At 74.1% G+C, this 17204-nt stretch carries 12 protein-coding genes; 6 read left to right on the top strand and 6 right to left on the bottom strand.

Annotation, left to right across the window (positions count from 1 at the left end; genetic code table 11):
- Positions 1 to 29 precede the first annotated feature (29 nt).
- Positions 30 to 722 (top strand): DUF3159 domain-containing protein, encoded by a 693-nt coding sequence (locus tag DLJ47_RS03015; RefSeq protein WP_109898599.1) that lies wholly within the window; start codon positions 30 to 32, stop codon positions 720 to 722.
- Positions 723 to 1005: 283 nt separating this feature from the next.
- Here DLJ47_RS03015 and DLJ47_RS03010 read toward each other — a convergent pair whose 3' ends face one another.
- Positions 1006 to 3897, bottom strand: a complete 2892-nt coding sequence (locus DLJ47_RS03010; protein ID WP_199235676.1) for a glycoside hydrolase family 48 protein — start codon at positions 3895 to 3897, stop codon at positions 1006 to 1008.
- A 961-nt stretch (positions 3898 to 4858) separates the two neighbouring features.
- Between DLJ47_RS03010 and DLJ47_RS03005 the strand changes: the two genes are divergently transcribed.
- On the top strand, positions 4859 to 6355 hold the full coding sequence (locus tag DLJ47_RS03005; protein WP_109898580.1) for a GH1 family beta-glucosidase: 1497 nt from the start codon (positions 4859 to 4861) through the stop codon (positions 6353 to 6355).
- Between the two features lie 100 nt (positions 6356 to 6455).
- Here the strand turns inward: DLJ47_RS03005 and DLJ47_RS03000 are convergent, their stop codons facing one another.
- The 3 genes from DLJ47_RS03000 to DLJ47_RS02990 form a co-directional block, all read right to left on the bottom strand.
- On the bottom strand, positions 6456 to 6881 hold the full coding sequence (locus tag DLJ47_RS03000) for a roadblock/LC7 domain-containing protein (protein WP_088993029.1): 426 nt from the start codon (positions 6879 to 6881) through the stop codon (positions 6456 to 6458).
- Positions 6878 to 9379 carry a sensor histidine kinase gene (locus DLJ47_RS02995; protein WP_109898579.1) on the bottom strand — a complete coding sequence of 834 codons (2502 nt, stop codon included), beginning with the start codon at positions 9377 to 9379 and terminating at the stop codon, positions 6878 to 6880. Before DLJ47_RS02995 ends, DLJ47_RS03000 begins: the two co-directional genes overlap by 4 nt.
- Before the next feature lie 99 nt (positions 9380 to 9478).
- On the bottom strand, positions 9479 to 10858 hold the full coding sequence (locus tag DLJ47_RS02990; protein ID WP_109898578.1) for a gluconokinase: 1380 nt from the start codon (positions 10856 to 10858) through the stop codon (positions 9479 to 9481).
- Positions 10859 to 11110: 252 nt separating this feature from the next.
- Here DLJ47_RS02990 and DLJ47_RS02985 point away from each other — a divergent pair, with 252 nt between their 5' ends.
- A complete protein-coding gene (locus DLJ47_RS02985) occupies positions 11111 to 13072 on the top strand; it encodes an anthranilate synthase family protein (protein ID WP_109898577.1) in 1962 nt (653 codons plus the stop codon).
- Positions 13073 to 13370: 298 nt separating this feature from the next.
- The gene (locus tag DLJ47_RS02980) at positions 13371 to 13886 is read left to right on the top strand and encodes a GNAT family N-acetyltransferase (RefSeq protein WP_109898576.1); all 516 of its coding nucleotides are present in this window, start codon (positions 13371 to 13373) and stop codon (positions 13884 to 13886) included.
- A 133-nt stretch (positions 13887 to 14019) separates the two neighbouring features.
- Here DLJ47_RS02980 and wrbA read toward each other — a convergent pair whose 3' ends face one another.
- On the bottom strand, positions 14020 to 14637 hold the full coding sequence (gene wrbA / locus DLJ47_RS02975) for an NAD(P)H:quinone oxidoreductase (protein ID WP_109898575.1): 618 nt from the start codon (positions 14635 to 14637) through the stop codon (positions 14020 to 14022).
- Between the two features lie 130 nt (positions 14638 to 14767).
- On the opposite strand from wrbA, the gene DLJ47_RS02970 reads away from it, so the two are divergent.
- On the top strand, positions 14768 to 15256 hold the full coding sequence (locus DLJ47_RS02970) for a GNAT family N-acetyltransferase (RefSeq protein WP_109898574.1): 489 nt from the start codon (positions 14768 to 14770) through the stop codon (positions 15254 to 15256).
- A 212-nt stretch (positions 15257 to 15468) separates the two neighbouring features.
- Here the strand turns inward: DLJ47_RS02970 and DLJ47_RS02965 are convergent, their stop codons facing one another.
- Positions 15469 to 15855: a DUF4190 domain-containing protein gene (locus DLJ47_RS02965; RefSeq protein WP_109898573.1), complete on the bottom strand. Its 387-nt coding sequence runs from the start codon at positions 15853 to 15855 to the stop codon at positions 15469 to 15471.
- Between the two features lie 282 nt (positions 15856 to 16137).
- Here DLJ47_RS02965 and DLJ47_RS02960 point away from each other — a divergent pair, with 282 nt between their 5' ends.
- Complete coding sequence (locus tag DLJ47_RS02960; protein ID WP_109898598.1) at positions 16138 to 17202, top strand: winged helix DNA-binding domain-containing protein; 1065 nt, start codon at positions 16138 to 16140, stop codon at positions 17200 to 17202.
- Positions 17203 to 17204 lie beyond the last annotated feature (2 nt).

The following is a 17204-nucleotide window of genomic DNA, read 5'->3' as shown; positions in this document are numbered from 1 at the left end:
GACGGGTGACCGGCGGACCGGAGCGGAACCTGCCGCCCACCGAGCGGTCGGACGGGGCTGGGGCGGGTCGGCCGGAGTCGCTCGCCGACCTGCTCGGTGGCCGACGGGGCGCGGTCGACGCCACCCTGCCGCCGGTCGCGTTCGCCGCCGGATGGCTGCTCGGCGGGCACTCGCTCTGGGCCGGGATCGGGGCGGCCGTGGTCGCCGGCACCGCGGTGGCCGGCTGGCGGCTGCGCCGCGGCGACCGGCCGAGGTCGGTGCTGATCGGGTTGCTCGCCGTCTGCGTGGCCGCGCTGATCGCCCTGCGGACCGGGCGGGCCGAGGACTTCTTCCTGTTGCAGCTGCTGTCGAACGCGGCGAGCGCGCTGGCCTGGATGGTGAGCATCGCGGTGCGCTGGCCGCTGCTCGGGGTGGTGGTCGGGGTGGCCCTGCGGCAGCGCAGCCGGTGGCGGCGGGATCCGGCGCTGCTGCGGGCGTACGGGCGGGGCAGCTGGGTCTGGGCGGCGAGCTACGTGCTGCGGGTGGCGGTGTTCCTGCCGCTCTATCTGGCCGGGCAGGTGCTCGCGTTGACGGTGGCCCGGGTGGCGCTGAGCTGGCCGCTGGTGGCCGCCGCGTTGGCGGTGAGCTGGGTGGTGGTGCGCCGGTCGCTGCCGGCGGGGCATCCGGGGCTGCGGCACCCGGTGGACCGGGCCGGTGCGGTGGTGGCGGCGCCGGAAAAGTGATGGAGAGGCCGCCACGGGGGGAGCGGCCTCTCCGGTGACGTACGTTACTCCGTTGCGGTCCCGCGCGTGATCCCGTGACGGCCTCTTTTTTCGGGCTTTTTCGAGGCCCGGGTTGTCCGGGCGGTGGGGTGGGCCGACCGACCCGCTGCGTCGGCCGGATGGCCGGCCCACCCCGGCCTGACCGTGGGCGTCAGGCCGCCTTGCCGACCGGGCGTCCGGGATTCCTCCCGCCGCCCGGTGGCTCCCGGGTGGACGGCGCGAACCGTCCACCCGGAAGGCCGGTTCAGCCGTTGGGGAACAGGTTGCCGTAGTCGGCGTACGCCATGGCGACGTCGGCCTGTGCCCAGAACCGGTGGTAGTTGAAGGTCGGCTCGGGGCCGCCGTTGAGATACGCCTGGACCTTCGGCCAGGCCGGGTCGTTCTTGTAGAAGGAACGGATGTCGACGAAGCTCTTGCCCGCGGCGATGGCGTCGCCGTTGGCCATCGTGCCGGTCCAGCCCGGCGGGACGTAGAGCCCTTGGCCGGTGCTGGCGTCGTAGACGTCGTCGAAGCGCCGGTAGTCGCCGCGCTTCTCGGTGGTGGAGACACCCTGCGCGTCACTGGCCGCGTGCAGCGCGTCCAGCAGCCCCTTGGCGGTGTCCTTCGCCGCGGTGTTGCCCGAGCGCGCCGCGTACGCGATGAGGGTGCGGGCGTAGGCGGCGGCGACGCCGACGTCCTGGCCGCGGGTGGTGACCTCGACGTGCAGGTTGGTGTTGGGCTGCGGGTTGCTCGGGTTCCAGGTGGTCGGCTGGCCGCTCCAGGTCATGTCCGACGGGATCGACCAGTTGGCGCCGAGTGTGGTGTTGGCGATCGCCCAGGGCACCCACTTGTCCAGCAGCGCCTTGGCCCGGCTGTTGCCGGTCTGCAGGTAGAGCTCGGCGATCCGCTGCATCGACCAGGCCTGCATGCCGAACCACTGGTTGGACGGCGGGTCGTTGTAGACCGGGTCGACGTCGTAGAACATGCCGTAGAAGGTGGACGTGCCGGCCGGCGGCTGGCCGTAGTGCCCGCCCCAGCTGTTGGTCGCGCCGCCGGCGATGCCGCCCTCGGCGGACTGGAGCCAGGTGTAGAACTCCAACTGCCGCTCGAAGCTCTTGGTCCAGTCGTCCACCGCGGTGGGCGACTTCGGCTTGAGCTCGGCCACGTTGGTCAGCGCCCAGGCCGCGAACGGGTTCTGGTAGCCGAAGTGGTTGTGGCTGGAGCCGATCCGCCAGGACCAGTTCTGGTTCGTCTCGTACGCGCCGCCCCAGGCGTAGTACCAGGACATCAGGTAGTGCGCGGATTCCCTGCCGGTGCCGGCCGGGCAGGTGCTGGCGCCGACGCAGTTGCCGATCTTCTTGAAGTACTTGTCGAACATCGCGTAGCGCAGGTAGTCACCCATCTTGGCGGCCTTGGCCACGGTGGCCGCCACGTCGGCCGCCTTGCCCTGCTCCTTGGCCCAGGTCAGCGCCCAGTAGGCGGCCTGCACCGCGCGGGCGTCGGCGTCCGGGGCGTTGGTGTACTTCCACTGCTTCGCCGGCGCGTTGGACTCCTTGACGAACAGGTCGAGGTAGCCGTACTGGCCGCCGTGGGCGAAGGTGTCGCAGGACGGCTGGGGCACGGTCTCCCAGACCGACTCCTGGGTGCCGCGCTGGAAGGTGTTGATGTACGCCGGCCGGCTGGTGCCGTCGCCGCACCGGCCGTAACCGTAGGTGTTGTCCACGTCGAGCAGCCAGTGCATGCCGTAGATGTCGCCGGTGCCGTAGGTGGACTGCAGTTCGCTGCGCAGCGGGTCCTGGCCGACCGGCACCGAGGGTTCCAGCTGGGACGGGTACTGGCTGGGCAGGTCGTGTTCGGCGGCGTACTGCGGGGTGCCGGCGGCGCCGGCAGTTGGCTGGTCTGAATGATTCGGAATTATATATTTTTCCATTACCGTCCAGGCGTTGTTGAACGGGGCCCAGTTCTGGGTGACCCGGCCGTACTGGGCCTCCAGCCACAGCCAGAAGCTGAACGCCTCGGAGGTGGTCTCGTGGCCGTGGTCGGGCGCCTCGACGATCAGCGTCTCGATGGAGTGGTACGGCACGCCCTCCGGGCTGAAGTAGCCGGAGTTCTTGATCTTGCCGTACTGGGTGAGGAACCGTTCGACGTACTCGTTGTCGCCGCCGGGAGTGTCGTTGTCGATCTCGGTGGCGGTGATCGCCAGCGGGGCGTACCCGGTGGCCGAGGCGGTGAGGGTGGCGGTGCCGCCGACGGTGTCCGCGTCCTCCGCCGCGGCGACGGTGATGTTGGCTCCGGTGTTCCAGTTGCTCGGGGTGAGCGTCACGGTGGTCGGCGAGACGGTGATGTCCGCGTCCCCGGTGCGGGCGACGGTCACCGGGACGTTGGCCGTCGGGGCCGCGCTGAGCTTGAGGTTGACCGTGGAGCTGGCGCCCTCGGTCACGCTCACCGAGGACGGGGTGGCCACCAGCACCGGCCCGCTGGCCGGGGTCACGGTGAAGGCGCGCTCCGCGGTGGCGGTCAGGTTGGCGTTGTCGTACGCCTTGGCCTGCACGGTGTAGTCGCCGGCCGGCAGGTCCTCCAGCGTGTAGCCGTAGGGGGCGGTGGTGTCGGTGTTGACCAGCAGGCCGTTGCGGTAGAACTCGACCTTGCTGATGGTGCCGTCGGGGTCGCTGGCGGTGGCGGTCAGCGGCACGTCGGCCGGCGCCTCGAACGGGCCGGCGGGCACGCTCAGCGCGACCGTCGGGGGTTGCTGCGGGGTGCCGCCGCAGGTGACGCCGTTGACCGAGAACGAGGTCGGCTTCGGGTTGCTGCCGCTGTACGAGCCGTTGAACCCGATGCTGGTGCTGGCGCCGGTGCCCAGGTTGCCGTTCCACGCCTCGTTGGTGGCGGTGACCTCGTTGCCGGTCTGGCTCCATCGGGCCGACCAGCCCTGGGTGACCCGCTGGTTGCCGGGGAAGGTGAACTTCAGGGTCCAGCCGTTGATCGGGTCGCCGAGGTTCCTGATGGTGACGTTGGCGGTGAAGCCGGTGTTCCAGTCGTTGGTCGCGTAGACCACGTCGCAGGCCGGGGCGGCCTGTGCGGCGCCGGCCGGCAGGGTGACCCCGCCGACGGCCAGCGCGGTGACCGCGACCATCGCCAGCCGGCGACGTCGTGCCAGATTTCTCATGTGCGCGGTGTCTCCTCGGACCAGGCCGGGGGCTCGAAACCCCGGCGGGGCGCCCGCCCCGACGAGATGGGCACGAGGCGCCCGGGATGGTGGTGGCCCCGGCCCGGGCGGGGGTGCGGCGGTCGACGCCCGTGACGGGCGCGGCGTTCGCCGGGTTGGCTCGGGTGCCGTGCCGGACCTGCCGGATGCCCTCGGCGACCCGCGCTCTCGCGAGCTGGCTCCGCGACGCGGTCGATCGACAGTGTGTCATGGAAGCGCTCCCACAACAAGCGCGGACCGCGCCGGGCAGTCAGATGTTTCGATCTCGTTTTGGGGCTTTCACAAAGCCGTGACGGGCGTTACAGTCGCAAGCATCGTCGATGGGAGCGCTTCCATCGATGAAGTTCCACCAACAAGATCGACCTGAGGCGAGTCCCCGGACGGACCTCGGGATCAGCCCGCAGGCTGACGGCGGGCCAGCCCGGACGCCGCCGCCAGCCAACATCCCGCCCAGCGGAGGGAGGTGGATCCTCAAGCCACTCGCGTGGCCCGGCTCCCGCGCGACACGCACGACAGGGACGCCAATTCCGCCCGTGCGTGTACTGCAACGGTGGGGACGGGGGTTGCCCTCCCCCGTCCCCACACTAAACCCCCCTTCACGACGGGGAAAGAGGCCGATCGGACCGGCCGCGACGCCGGCACCGCCGTCTCGCCCGCGCCTGCGCCCACCCCGTCGGCTCCCCGCCCGGCGCCCGCCGGCGCCCCGGCCGGCACGCCACCGCGCGCCCCGGCACCGCCGCGGCACACCCACCGGTGCCCGCCGCACCTCCCCGCCTTCGCCACCCCGATCGCCGCCGCCGCGGCCCGGGACCCTCGTCCCGCCCGGCCGGCGGATGACCGGCTGGTAGCGCCTGACTATGCTGGGAGCGCTCCCGGCACCCGGCGGCGGCCACGCACCATCAGAGGAGAATCCATGTCGACACTCACCCGGCGGCACCTGCTCCGCCGCGCCGCGCTCTCCGCCACCTCCGCCACGGCCGCCGGCACCGGGCTGGGCGCCACCACGACCGCCGCCGTGGTGGGCACCGCCGGCGGCTGCGACGACCCGGACGAGAGCGCCGCCGACCCGGACACCGCCGCCGCACCCGCCGGGCCGCTGCGCTTCCCGCCGGACTTCGGCTGGGGCGCCGCCACCTCCGCGTACCAGATCGAGGGCGCCGCCAAGGAGGACGGCCGCGGCGAGTCGGTGTGGGACACCTTCAGCCGCACTCCCGGCCGGGTCCGCAACGGCGACACCGGTGACGTGGCCGCCGACCACTACCACCGCTGGCGCGACGACCTCGACCTGATGCGCGACCTGGGGCTGCGCAGCTACCGGTTCTCCATCTCCTGGCCGCGCATCCAGGCCGACGGCACCGGCGCGCCGAACCAGCGGGGGCTCGACTTCTACCGGCGCCTGGTCGACGGGCTGCACGAGCGGGGCATCGCGCCGATGGCCACGCTGTTCCACTGGGACCTGCCGCAGGCCCTCCAGGACGCCGGCGGCTGGGAGTCGCGGGACGTCGCCCACCGCTTCGCCGACTACGCCGACGCGGTCTTCCGCGCCCTCGGCGACCGGGTGCCGGTGTGGCTGACCATCAACGAGCCGAAGACCGTGGTGCAGAACGGCTACCTCTCCGGGCACCACGCACCCGGCCGGCAGGACCCGGACGCCGCGTACCTGGTCGCCCACCACCTCCAGCTCGCCCACGGGCTCGCCGTCCAGGCGCTACGGGCCGTCGGCGGCGCCGGGCGGATCGGTCCCGCCTTCAACCTGCACCCCTGCTACCCCGCCGACGACACCCCGGAGGCGGCCGCCGCCACCCGGCTCTACGACGGCTACGAGAACCGGCTCTACCTCGACTCCGTGCTGCGCGGCAGCTACCCGCAGGACGTGCTGGCCGACCTCGGCCCGGACAGCCGGATGGTCCGCGGCATCCGCGACGGCGACCTGGCCGTCATCTCCGCCCCGGTCGACCTGCTCGCCGTGCAGTACTACACGCCGATCTACGTCACCGCCGGCGGCGGCACTGTGCGCCGGTGGCCCACCTCCGAGGCCGACTGGCAGCAGATCTACCCGGACGGCATGTACGACATCCTGACCCGGGTCACCCGCGACTACGGCCCGATCCCGCTCACCGTCACCGAGAATGGCCTGCCCACCCCGGACGTGCTCGGCACCGACGGCACCGTCGACGACGCCGGCCGGATCGACTTCCTGCGCGACCACCTGGCCGCCGCGCACCGCGCGATCGGCGCCGGCGTGCCGCTGGAGAGCTTCCACGTCTGGTCGCTGCTGGACAACTTCGAGTGGGCCGAGGGCTACGACCAGCGCTGGGGTCTGGTCTACGTGGACTACCCGACCCAGCGCCGGGTGCTCAAGCGCAGCGCCCACTGGTACCGCACGGTGATCGCCCGCAACGGTCTCTGACCGTCGGGAGCCACCGGCCCGGTCGGCGGGGCCGGTGGGATCCGGGACGCGCGCCGCCGGAGGCTCGGAACGGGGGTCCGGCGGTGCGCGTCCGCCGGCCTCAGCGGGGCAGCGCCTGCTGCAACTCCGCACGCAGCGCCGGGGTGAGCATCTCCCCCGCCTGCTTGGCCAGCCGCGCCATCTCGTAGCCGACCACGCCGATGTCGGCGTCCGCGCCGGCGAGGGTGGCCAGGATGGAACCGTCCCGCACCTGCATCACCAGGAAGTAGCCGCGGCCCATCTCGACGACGGTCTGCTTGACCACGTCGCCGTCGAACATCTGGGCGGCGCCCGCGGTGATGCTCATCAGCCCCGAGGTGACCGCCGCCAGCTTGTCGGCGTGGTCGCGGGGCAGGTGGTCGGAGATGGCGACCAGCAGCCCGTCGGAGGAGACCACCACCGCGTGCGCCACCCCCGGCACCCGCTGCGCGAACGCGCTGACCAGCCAGCTCAGGTCGCGGGCCTCCTGGCTCAACGTCGTCGTCACTGTCGTCCCCCTTCGCTGGGCACGCCGCCGCGCGGCATGGGTATCTCTCGGGTTTCCTCGGCCTCGGCCCGGCGCACTCCGTTGTAGAGCCGCGAGAGCATGCCGCCGACCGCGTCCGGATCCGGCTCGTGGCGGGTGGGCGGCTGCTCCGGCCGGGCCGACCGGGTGACCGCCGACAGCTGTGCCATCGGCACTCGTACCGGCAGGCCGCGCGCGTTGGTGCCGCCGGTCACCGGAACGGCCGGCGGGACGGGGATACCGTCCACGGACGGGGTCGTCGCCGGCCCGTGCCGGGTCCACCAGCCGCCACCGGCCGGCACCGGCGCCGCGGCCGGGGCGAGCACGTCCTCGGCCCGTACCGGCACCGGACGGGCCGACCGGGGCACGGCCGGATCCGGCCGCCGCCCGGCCACCGGCAGCTCGACCGGGCGGGCCCTGTTCGCGGCGGCGATCGCGCCGGTGAGCATCCGGGACGCCCCCGGCGGGTCCAGCTCCGGCCCCGGATCCGCGGCGAGCAGCTCACGCGGCAGCCGGATCCGGGCGGTCAGTCCGTCCCCGCTCGCGTGCAGCCGCACCTCGATCTTGTGGCGGGCGGCCAGATGGCTGACCACGAACAGACCCATCCGCTCGACGGCGGCGACGTCCGCCGCCGGTGGCGTGGCCAACACCGCGTTCGCCTCGGCCAGCGCGGTCGGGCTCATCCCCAGGCCCCGGTCGTCGATCTCGACCACCGCGCCGTGGCCCTCCGGCCGGGCGGTGACCCGGACGACGGTGTCCGGCCGGGAGAACGCGGTGGCGTTCTCCAGCAGCTCGGCCAGCAGGTGCACCAGCTCCCCGACCGCGTGCCCGACGACGTGCAGCTCGGCCACCGACTCGTGCCGTACCCGCTGGTACTGCTCGATCTCGGCGCCGGCGGCGAGCAGCACCACGGCCAGCCGGACCGGCCGGTTCCACCGCCGGGTCGACTCGGTGCCGGCCAGCACCAGCAGGCTCTCGTCGTTGCGGCGCATCCGGGCGGCCAGGTGGTCGAGCTTGAACAGGTTTTCCAGCTGGTCCGGGTCGCTCTCCTCCCGTTCCAGGTCGTCGAGGAGTTCCAGCTGCCGCTCGACCAGCACCTGGCTGCGCCGGGCGAGGTTGACGAACATGCCGTTGACGTTGCGGCGCATGGTGGCCTGCTCGACGGCGACGCTGACCGCGCTGCGGTGCACCGCGACGAACGCCTCGGCCAACTCGCCGATCTCGTCGAGCGACCGCACCACGGCCGGCGCCACGTCGATGGCCGGCACGCCCCCGCTGACCGTACGCAGCCGGTCGAGGGCGTCGGGCAGCTCCACCTGGGCGATCCGCAGCGCCTGGCTGCGCAGCAGCCGCATCGACCGGGCCACCGACCGTCCGACCAGGACGGAGATGAGCAGCGCGAACAGCAGCACCGTGACGATCGCGCCGGCGACCAGCAGGGTGGTACGCAGCTGACCGGCGCTAGCGCCGTCGGCCTGCCGTACCGCGTCGTCGAGCACCGACACCTCGAACTGCCGCAGCAGCTCCTGGCGGTCCTCGCTGGCCGCCCACCACTCCGGAGCGGGCAGCACCTCCGGCTCGCCGCCGCTCGGCAGGCTGCGTTCCTCCAGCCGGGTGGCGGCGAGGAACTCCGGGTCCACCGAGGTCTGGTCGTACCGGCGGATCTGCTCGGCGGTCGCGGCGACCCGGAACGCGCCGAGCGCGGTCAGCTGCTGGGCGCGCAGGTCGCTCAGTGCGACCTGGTCCTCCACGTCGTACCGGCCGGCACGGGCGGCCGCGTAGAGCTCGGCGCGCACCCGCGAGGAGAGCTCCTTGACCCGGGCGAGCTGCACGTAGCGCAGCACCGCGTCGCTGAGCGCCGGGTGGTCGTCGCCGGGCGAGGGCTCGGCGAGCAGGTTGAGCAGCACGTCGATGGCCCGGTGGTAGTTGCTCAGGATGGTGTCGCTGCCCAGCACCGCCGGCGGCACCGCGGCGCGGATGTAGACCACCTGGTCGTACGCCTCGAGCGCCTCGGAGTAGGCGACCCGCCAGGACGCGTCGGCGTCGGTCAGCGGTTGCGCCGCCTGCCGCAGCTCGCGCATCGCCTGGTCGGTGGCGACCTCCAGCGGCTTCAGCGCGGCGATGGTGACATCGCGGTCGCCGCCCGCACCCACCCGGCGCAGCTCGGCCAGCTCACCGGCTACCCGGTCGCGCTCCTGCTGGAGCCGGTGCACCGCGGCGGTGATCTCCCGGCCGATGCCCACCTGCTCGGCGAAGTCGCTCAACGCCGTGGTCTGGTTGACCAGCGCGCCGGTCTGCACACCGGCCAGCACAAGGAAGGCCACCGAGGGGACGACCAGCACGGTGGCGAGCTTGGTCCGCATCCGCCAGTCGCGCAGCCGGAACGGCGAGCGGCGCCGGTGTGGCACGACCCGGACGTCGAACCGGCGCCGGCGGTGGCTGGACACCGCGCCGCGCGCCCGGTCCGAACCTGCGCCCACACATGCCTCCTACGTTCCCCGCGTCCGCCGCGACCCGGGGAGCGCAGTCCATCCAATCAGGCACGCGAGCTGTGTCAACGGGCCGGGCTGAGGTGCGACTCAGGAGGGTGAGGCGCTCTCATCCGTCCGGCTGATGTCGGCGAGTCGGGTGGCGTCACCGATCCGGCCGGACGCGACCAGCGCCGCGCCGCTCGCCCCGATCTCCGGATTGCTGCGGTGCCACACCGGCCGGGGCGCGAGCACCGCGGCGAACGCCGACCGCCACCACCGCGAGGCGCTCACCGCTCCCCCGCCCAGCACCACCTCCACCGGTTTGTCGACGGTGGACTCCAGCACGGCGAGGTGCTCGGCGACCAGGTCGCACAGCCCCCGCATCAGCGCGGCCAGGATGTCCACCGCGCTGGTGCCGAAGCTCAACCCGCGCAGCTCGCCCGAGCCGGCCGGCACCAGGCCCGGCGGCCGGTCCCCACCGAACCGGACGTTCACCGGCAGCCGGCCGGCCGCCGGCAACCGGGCCAGGGCGGCGTCCAGCTCCACGCCCTCGGGCAGCCGCAGCTCCCGCCTGGCCCAGGCGAAGAGGTTGCCCCCGGAGGAGTACGCGGCGCCGGTCACCACGTGCTCGTGGTCGACCCGGTAGCGCCACAGCTCCTCGGGCAGCGGCGGCAGCGCCGCCCCGACCGGGACGTGCTGCATCAGCCGGACCGCCGCCGACGTGCCGACGGTCACCGCGGCCCGGTCCGGCCCGACACAGCCGGAGCCCACGTTCGCCGCCGCGCCGTCGCCCACCGGGCCGGCCCACGGCACGTCACCCAACTGCGGCCAGCGCCGCGCGTACGCCGGGCGCAGCCGGCCCCGCCAGGACACCGGCGCCAGCTCGGGCAGGTCGTCCGGGCGGCTGCCGGACAGCGCGCAGGCCTCCGGGTCCCAGTCCATCGTCCGCAGGTCCAGCAGGCCGGTGCCCGAGGCCTGGGACATCGACATCGGGGCGGAGTCGAGCAACTCGCCGAACACGTACTCGGGCAGGCCGACGAACCGGGCGATCCGCCCGCCGGTGTGCTCCCGCAGCCACGGCAGCCGCAGCGACCAGTAGCAGCGGTGCCACCAGGTGCCCGTACGCCGGTGGTACTCGTCCGGGTCGGCCGGCCCGACCGCGCCGGGCAGTGCCTCCGGTCGGGTGTCCATCCAGGTCAGCACCGGCCCCAGCGGCGCGCCGTCGGCGCCGACGGGCACCACCGAGTGCCACTGCGCGCTCGTCGCCACCAGCGACACGTCCCGCAGGTGACCGCCGGCGGCCAGCTCGTCGAGGCACTCGATCAGGCAGGCCAGGTAGCGGGGGCCGTCCAGGATGCCGGTGCCGTCGTCGGCGACGAGCAGCTCCACCCGACGCCGGGCCAGCGCACCCGGCAACGGCCGGGCGTCCGGGTCCAGCACGAGCCCGCGCACCGACGAGGTGCCCAGGTCCAGAGCGAGAATGTTCATCGCGGGTCAACGTACCCGCTGAGCTGGCCGCCGAAGCGCTGGCGCAACGGCGTACGCCCGATCGGCTTCCCGCCGGCGCACCCACCGCGTAGGGTGGTCGCATGCTCGCGCGACTGACCTGCTGGTGGCCCGCCGACCCGGCGGCCATCCCCCGCGCGTAGCTATCCCACGCGGCCGCCCGTCGAGGCGGCCGCCGGTCTGCTCCGGCCCCGGGCCGTCCCGTCGGACGGCACCCCGGCCCGAGGAGAGACCATGCCCCACCTGTCCGACCTGCTCGCCGCCGTAGCCCGCGGCGCGGACCCCGGCCCGTTCGCGCTCGTGCGGCGCGAGGGCGCCGACCACCTGGAGTTGTACGCCGGCCCGGTCCGCGCCGTCGACCGGCTCGCCGACGTGCCGCTGCCGGCCGGCCCGGCAGGACCGCGGACGCTGGCGCTGGTTCCCTACCGGCAGGTCACCGAGCGCGGCTTCGCCTGCGTCGACGACGCGATGCCGCTGGAGTGCCTGCTCGTCGAGCGACACGAACGGGTGACGCTGGCCGACACACTCGCCGCGCTGCCGGACCTGCCGGTGGTCACCACCGACGCCGGGTTCGACGTCGACGACGACGAGTACGCGGCCACCGTGGGCCGGGTGCTGGCCGAGGAGATCGGCCGGGGCGAGGGGGCCAACTTCGTCATCCACCGCACGCTGCGCGCCACCGTGCAGGGCCCGCCGTTGCGGGCGGCGCTGGCCGCGCTGCGCCGCCTGCTGCTCGGCGAACGTGGCGCGTACTGGACGTTCGTGGTGCACACCGGCAGCCGGGTGCTGGTCGGCGCGAGCCCCGAGCGGCACGTCAGCGTCGACGACGGCCTGATCATGATGAACCCGATCAGCGGCACCTTCCGGCACACCGGCGCCACCCCGGACCGGGCCGGGCTGCTGCGCTTCCTCGCCGATCCGAAGGAGGTGGAGGAGCTGTACATGGTGCTGGACGAGGAACTGAAGATGATGGCCACCGTCGCCGAGCGGGGCGGCCAGGTGGTCGGGCCGTACCTGAAGGAGATGTCGCACCTGACGCACACCGAGTACCTGCTCGCCGGCCGGGGCTCGAAGGACGTCCGCGAGGTGCTGCGGGAGACGATGTTCGCGCCCACCGTCACCGGCAGCCCGATGGAGAACGCCTGCCGGGTGATCGCCCGGCACGAGCGCACCGGGCGGCGCTACTACGCGGGCGTCCTGGCCCTGCTCGGCCACGACGACGCCGGCCGGCAGACCCTGGACGCACCGATCCTGATCCGCACCGCGGAGATCTCCCCCGCCGGCGAGCTGCGGGTGCCGGTCGGGGCCACCCTGGTCCGGCACTCCACGGCCGCCGGCGAGGTGGCCGAGACGCACGCCAAGGCCGCCGGCGTGCTCGCCGCGCTGGGGCTCGGCCCGCAGGCGCCGGCACCCGACCCGCAGCCGGCGGCACGCCCCGGCGGCGCCGGCTCGGCGGGTCCGGCGTCACGCCCCGACCCGGGTCAGCCGCTCGCCGACGACCCGGAGGTCCGGGCCGCGCTCGCCGCCCGCAACGCCCCGCTGGCCCGGTTCTGGCTCGACCAGCGCGCCCCCGGGGCGGCCGGCCTGCCCGGACTGACCGGCCGGCGGGCGCTGATCGTCGACGGCGAGGACACCTTCACCGGCATGCTGGCCCACCAGCTCGGCGCGCTCGGCCTGGCGGTGACGCTGCGGCCCTGGCACGCCCCCGGCCCGCTCGACGGGTACGACCTGGTGGTGGTCGGCCCCGGCCCGGGCGACCCGGGCAGCACCACCGACCCGAAGATGCGCGCCCTGCGCGGCCTGCTCGTCGGGCTGCTCGCCGACGGCCGGCCCACCCTGGCGGTCTGCCTGGGCCACCAGCTGCTGGCCGGGCTGCTGGGGCTGACCCTGCACCGCCGGGACGCGCCCTACCAGGGGCTGCAACGCGAGGTGACGCTCTTCGGCGTGGCGCGCCGGGTGGGCTTCTACTCCAGCTTCACCGCCCGCGCCGACGCCGACCGCCTGGCCACCCGGTACGGGTCGGTGCTGCTGGCCCGGGACGAGACCGACGGCGCGGTGCACGCGCTGCGCGGCCCGGGCTTCGCCGGGGTGCAGTTCCACCCCGAGTCGGTGCTCAGCCCGGACGGGCTGGCCGTGCTCGGCGAACTGCTGACCGACCTGCTGCCGGTGAATCTGCCGGCCGCCGAGCCGGCGTGACGGGGGGCGTACCCGGGTAGAGCTGCCGGTGCCGGTGGTCCGGACGGGTCCGAGAGCCCCCGCCCGGGCCACCGGCCGCCGCGACGGAGCGGACCTTCGCGCCCGCGGAGTTGACCAGCCCGAAGTGGGTTGCCCGAGCTGAGGAGTGGCAACTACCGTCGCGCCAGCGCGACATGCGTGATCACGGGATGAGGAGGTTGATGAATATGGCCGCCGTCGGCCCTCATCAGCATGCCCTCGTCCGGCCCGCGCGACAGCACAGCGCGGCCCGGGTCGTTCCAACGACCAGGAGATACCCGTGTCTTTCTCTTCTTCACCTGCCCACGCCGACCTGATCACCAAGCGGCTCGCCCTTCGGCCCTGGACCACGAGCGAGGCCACCGCGGTCCTGCACGACGCCAGGTCCACCCACTGGGCGGACGACTTTCCCGCCGACGGCGATCGGGTGATCGCGGGCCTCTTCGACGAGCATCCCACCTGGCTCGGCGCCTACGGTCACCGTCTGATCATCGAGCGTGAGAGTGGCCTGGTGGTGGGCTCGATCGGCCTGTTCTGGCCGCCCAGTGAGGGCGTCGTCGAGATCGGATACGGCGTGGTGGCCTCCCGCCGCGGCCGGGGCTACGCCACCGAGGCCACGCACGCCCTGGCCGGGTTCGCGCTCACCGCGCCGGATGTCCACACCGTGTCCGCCGACGTGGAGCTGTCGAACCCGTCCTCGGTCCGAGTGCTGGAGAAGGCCGGCTTCCACCGGTGGGCCACCGAGGAGAACCTGGCCAGATTCAAGGTCACCCGTCCGGACCCGTCCCGACGCTGACCTCCGGGGGGCCTTGGAGGCCACGCCTCCAGGGCCCCACCGCGGGCCGCGGAGCCCGCACGGGCCTGAGGAAACGGCACGGCCAGGAAACGGACCGCTCCGGCCGGGCCGTGGGACAGCCAGCGGGACCCGGTCAGCCGGCCAGGCCCTTCTTCACCGCGGAGCCGAGCTGCACCGCCCGCCTCGCGGTCAGCGCGGTGGCGGTGAGCGCGATGTCGTCCGGCGCGGTCTCGCCGTTGTTGCTGGTGTGCGAGGCGCCGTACGGGTTGCCGCCGACGAACTGGCTCGCCTCGGTGTAGCCGGGGGTGACCACGACTCCGCCCCAGTGGTAGAAGACGTTGAACAGCGACAGCAGGGTGGCCTCCTGCCCGCCGTGCGAGGTGGCCGTCGAGCAGAACGCCGAGTAGACCTTGTTCACCAGGGCGCCCTGCGACCACAGCGGGCCGGTGGTGTCGATGAACTGCTTGAGCTGGGCCGCCATCACGCCGTACCGGGTCGGCGTGCCGAAGATGACGACGTCGGCCCAGGAGAGGTCGTCCAGCGACGCCTCGGGCACGTCCTGGGTCTCCATGGCGTGCGCGTGCCAGCCCGAGTTGGAGCGGATCGCCTCGTCCGGCGCCAGCTCGTGCACCTTCCGCAGCCGTACCTCGGCGCCCGCGTCGCCGGCGGCCTCGCACGCCGCCTGCGCCATCTGGTACGTGATGCCGGTCGCGCTGTAGTAGATCACCGCGACCTTGGTCCGGTCAGCCATCGGTCCTCCTCGTCTCGGGCAAGCTCCGGCGACTACCCGGCAGACGCCCGGACAAACGGCGCCAGGGCGGCGATCGGTGCCGCTGCGCCCCCGGTGCGGCCGGGCCACCTGGACGGGCGATCCTGGAGGCATGGAGATCAGACCCGCCACCGCCGGCGACTGGCCCCGGATCTGGCCGTTCCTGCGCGAGATCGTGGCCGCCGGGGAGACGTACACCTGGCCCCGCGACGTCGACGAGGACCGGGCCCGGGCGATGTGGCTGGTGCCGGCCCCGGGCCGCACCATGGTCGCGGTCGACCCGGACGGCACCGTGCTCGGCACCGCCAAGCTGGTGCCCAACCAGCTCGGGCCGGGCGACCACGTCGCCAACGCCAGCTTCATGGTCGCCCCCGCCGCGGCCGGTCGCGGCGTGGGGCGGGCGCTCGGCGAGTACGTGCTGACGCTGGCCCGCGCCGACGGCTACCGGGCCATGCAGTTCAACGCGGTGGTGGCGACGAACACCCGCGCGGTGGCGCTGTGGCGCTCGCTCGGCTTCGAGGTGGTCGGCCGGGTGCCGGGGGCCTTCCGGCACCCGCGCGACGGGTTCGTGGACCTGCTCGTCATGCACCGGCGACTCTGACCCGAAACGGTTGTCACGGCTCAAGATTTCCGCAAGTTCCGATCTGAACCGGTGCCGATCCGGCCGGCGGCCGGGATCCTGGTCGCACCGGTGTCGGCGCGACCGGCAGCCCGCCGCACCGGGGAACCTGAACGGGGGATCGCGCTTCGCCGGCAGCGTGGCTGGCGCAGCGCGATCAGGGGAGCCGCCGCCCGTGCCGTCCCGATCCGCGCTCAGTCGAGCCGGTCGCGCAGGTCGTCGACCTGCTGTTGCATCCGGTCCACCGCCGCCTCGTCGTTGAGGAAGGTGGTGATCCCGGCGCCGAACCCCAGCCCGATCAGCACCGCCAGGGCGCTGAGCACCAGGCCGCCGATCGCCACGCCCCGGCCGGTCACCCCCGGACGGCGGGCCATCTTCAGCCCGACGATGCCGAGCACGACGCCGATGATGCCGAGCAGCAGGCCGATCCAGGACAGGATCACGGTGAGCACGCTGATCAGCGCGGCCACCCCGAAGACGAGGGCGAACGTGGCCGCGGCGCTGGTCTTGGCCGCCGTACCGGTCCGGCCGGCCCGGGTCGGTGCGCCGGCGCCCCGCACCGGCTCGCTGGACGCAGTCATGTCGCTCCCTTCGGGCGCGGAGGGCGCCCACTGCCCGGGGCGCATTCCCGTTCCGCCGGCCGTCATGCCTCCACGACAGTCGACGGCCGGCAGCAGACGGCAGCGGACGGCGGCAGCGGACGGCGGCAGCGGACGGCGGCGGTGGACGGCGGCAGCGGACGGCGGCGGTGGACGGCGGCGGCCCCCGGAAACGTCGGTGCCGGGACCTAGGCTGGCGTCCACCCGACCGGAAAGGGCCGCCCCGTGCACCTGCTCACCGCCACCGAGGCGCTGGCGCTGCGGATGACCAGCCTGCTGCTCCGCCCGCACCCGCCCGCCGCCCCGGCCGCGGTGGCCGACGTGGTGCAGTGGTTCGGCGCCATGCAGGCGCAGGATCTGGCCAGCGGGATGTGGTCGCTCGGGGTCCGGCTGCCCGGGCACGACCACGCCGCCGTGCACGCCGCGCTGGAGCGGCGGGAGGCGCTGCGCACCTGGCCGATGCGGGGCACCGTGCACCTGGTGCCGCCCCGCGACGCCCGCTGGATGCTGGAGCTGACCGGCGTACGGTCGCTGGCCGGCGCGGCGACCCGGCGGGCGCAGCTCGGGCTCAGCGAGGCCGACGCGGAGCGGGCGGTCGAGGTGCTCGGCGGCGCGCTGGCCGGCGGTGGCCGGCTGACCCGGGCCGAGTGCCTGGCCACGCTGGAGGCCGCCGGGATCGGCACGGCGGGGCAGCGCGGCTACCACCTGCTCTGGTACGCGAGCGTGCGCGGGGTCACCTGCCTGGCGCCGAACGTCGGCACCGAGCAGACCTTCGCCCTGCTCGACGAGTGGGCGCCGCGGCCGCACCGGCTCGACCGGGACGAGGCGCTGGCCACCCTGGCGCACCGTTACGTGCGGGGCCACGGCCCGACCGCCGACCGGGAGTTCGCCGGCTGGACGGGGCTGACCCTCACCGACGCCCGCCGGGGTCTCGCCGCCGCGGGCGACGCGCTGGCCGAGGTGCGGGTGGACGGGACGGCGATGGTGGTCGACGCGGCCCTGCTCGACGCGCCCCGTGCGCCGCTGGGCGACCTGCTGGCGCTGCCCGGCTTCGACGAGTACCTGCTCGGCTACAAGGACCGCTCGCTGATGCTCGACCCGGCGCACAAGGACGCGATCGTGCCGGGGGGCAACGGCGTCTTCCAGGCCACCATCGTGCGGGACGGGCGGGTGGTCGGCACCTGGAAACGCACCGTCGGCCGGAACGCGGTCACCGTCACGGTCCGCCCACTGGTGCCGCTGGACGCCGAGCGGGCCCGGGTCGAGCGGGCGCTGACCGGCTACGCCGACTTCCTTGGCCTGCCGCTACGGGTGGACTGGCCGGCCTGAGT

The sequence above is a fragment of the Micromonospora sp. S4605 genome, assembly GCF_003176715.1.
GTDB classification, from domain to species: domain Bacteria; phylum Actinomycetota; class Actinomycetes; order Mycobacteriales; family Micromonosporaceae; genus Micromonospora; species Micromonospora echinaurantiaca.
Note: the sequence above shows the minus strand (reverse complement) of the source record. Positions and strands in the feature narration are given on the sequence as shown.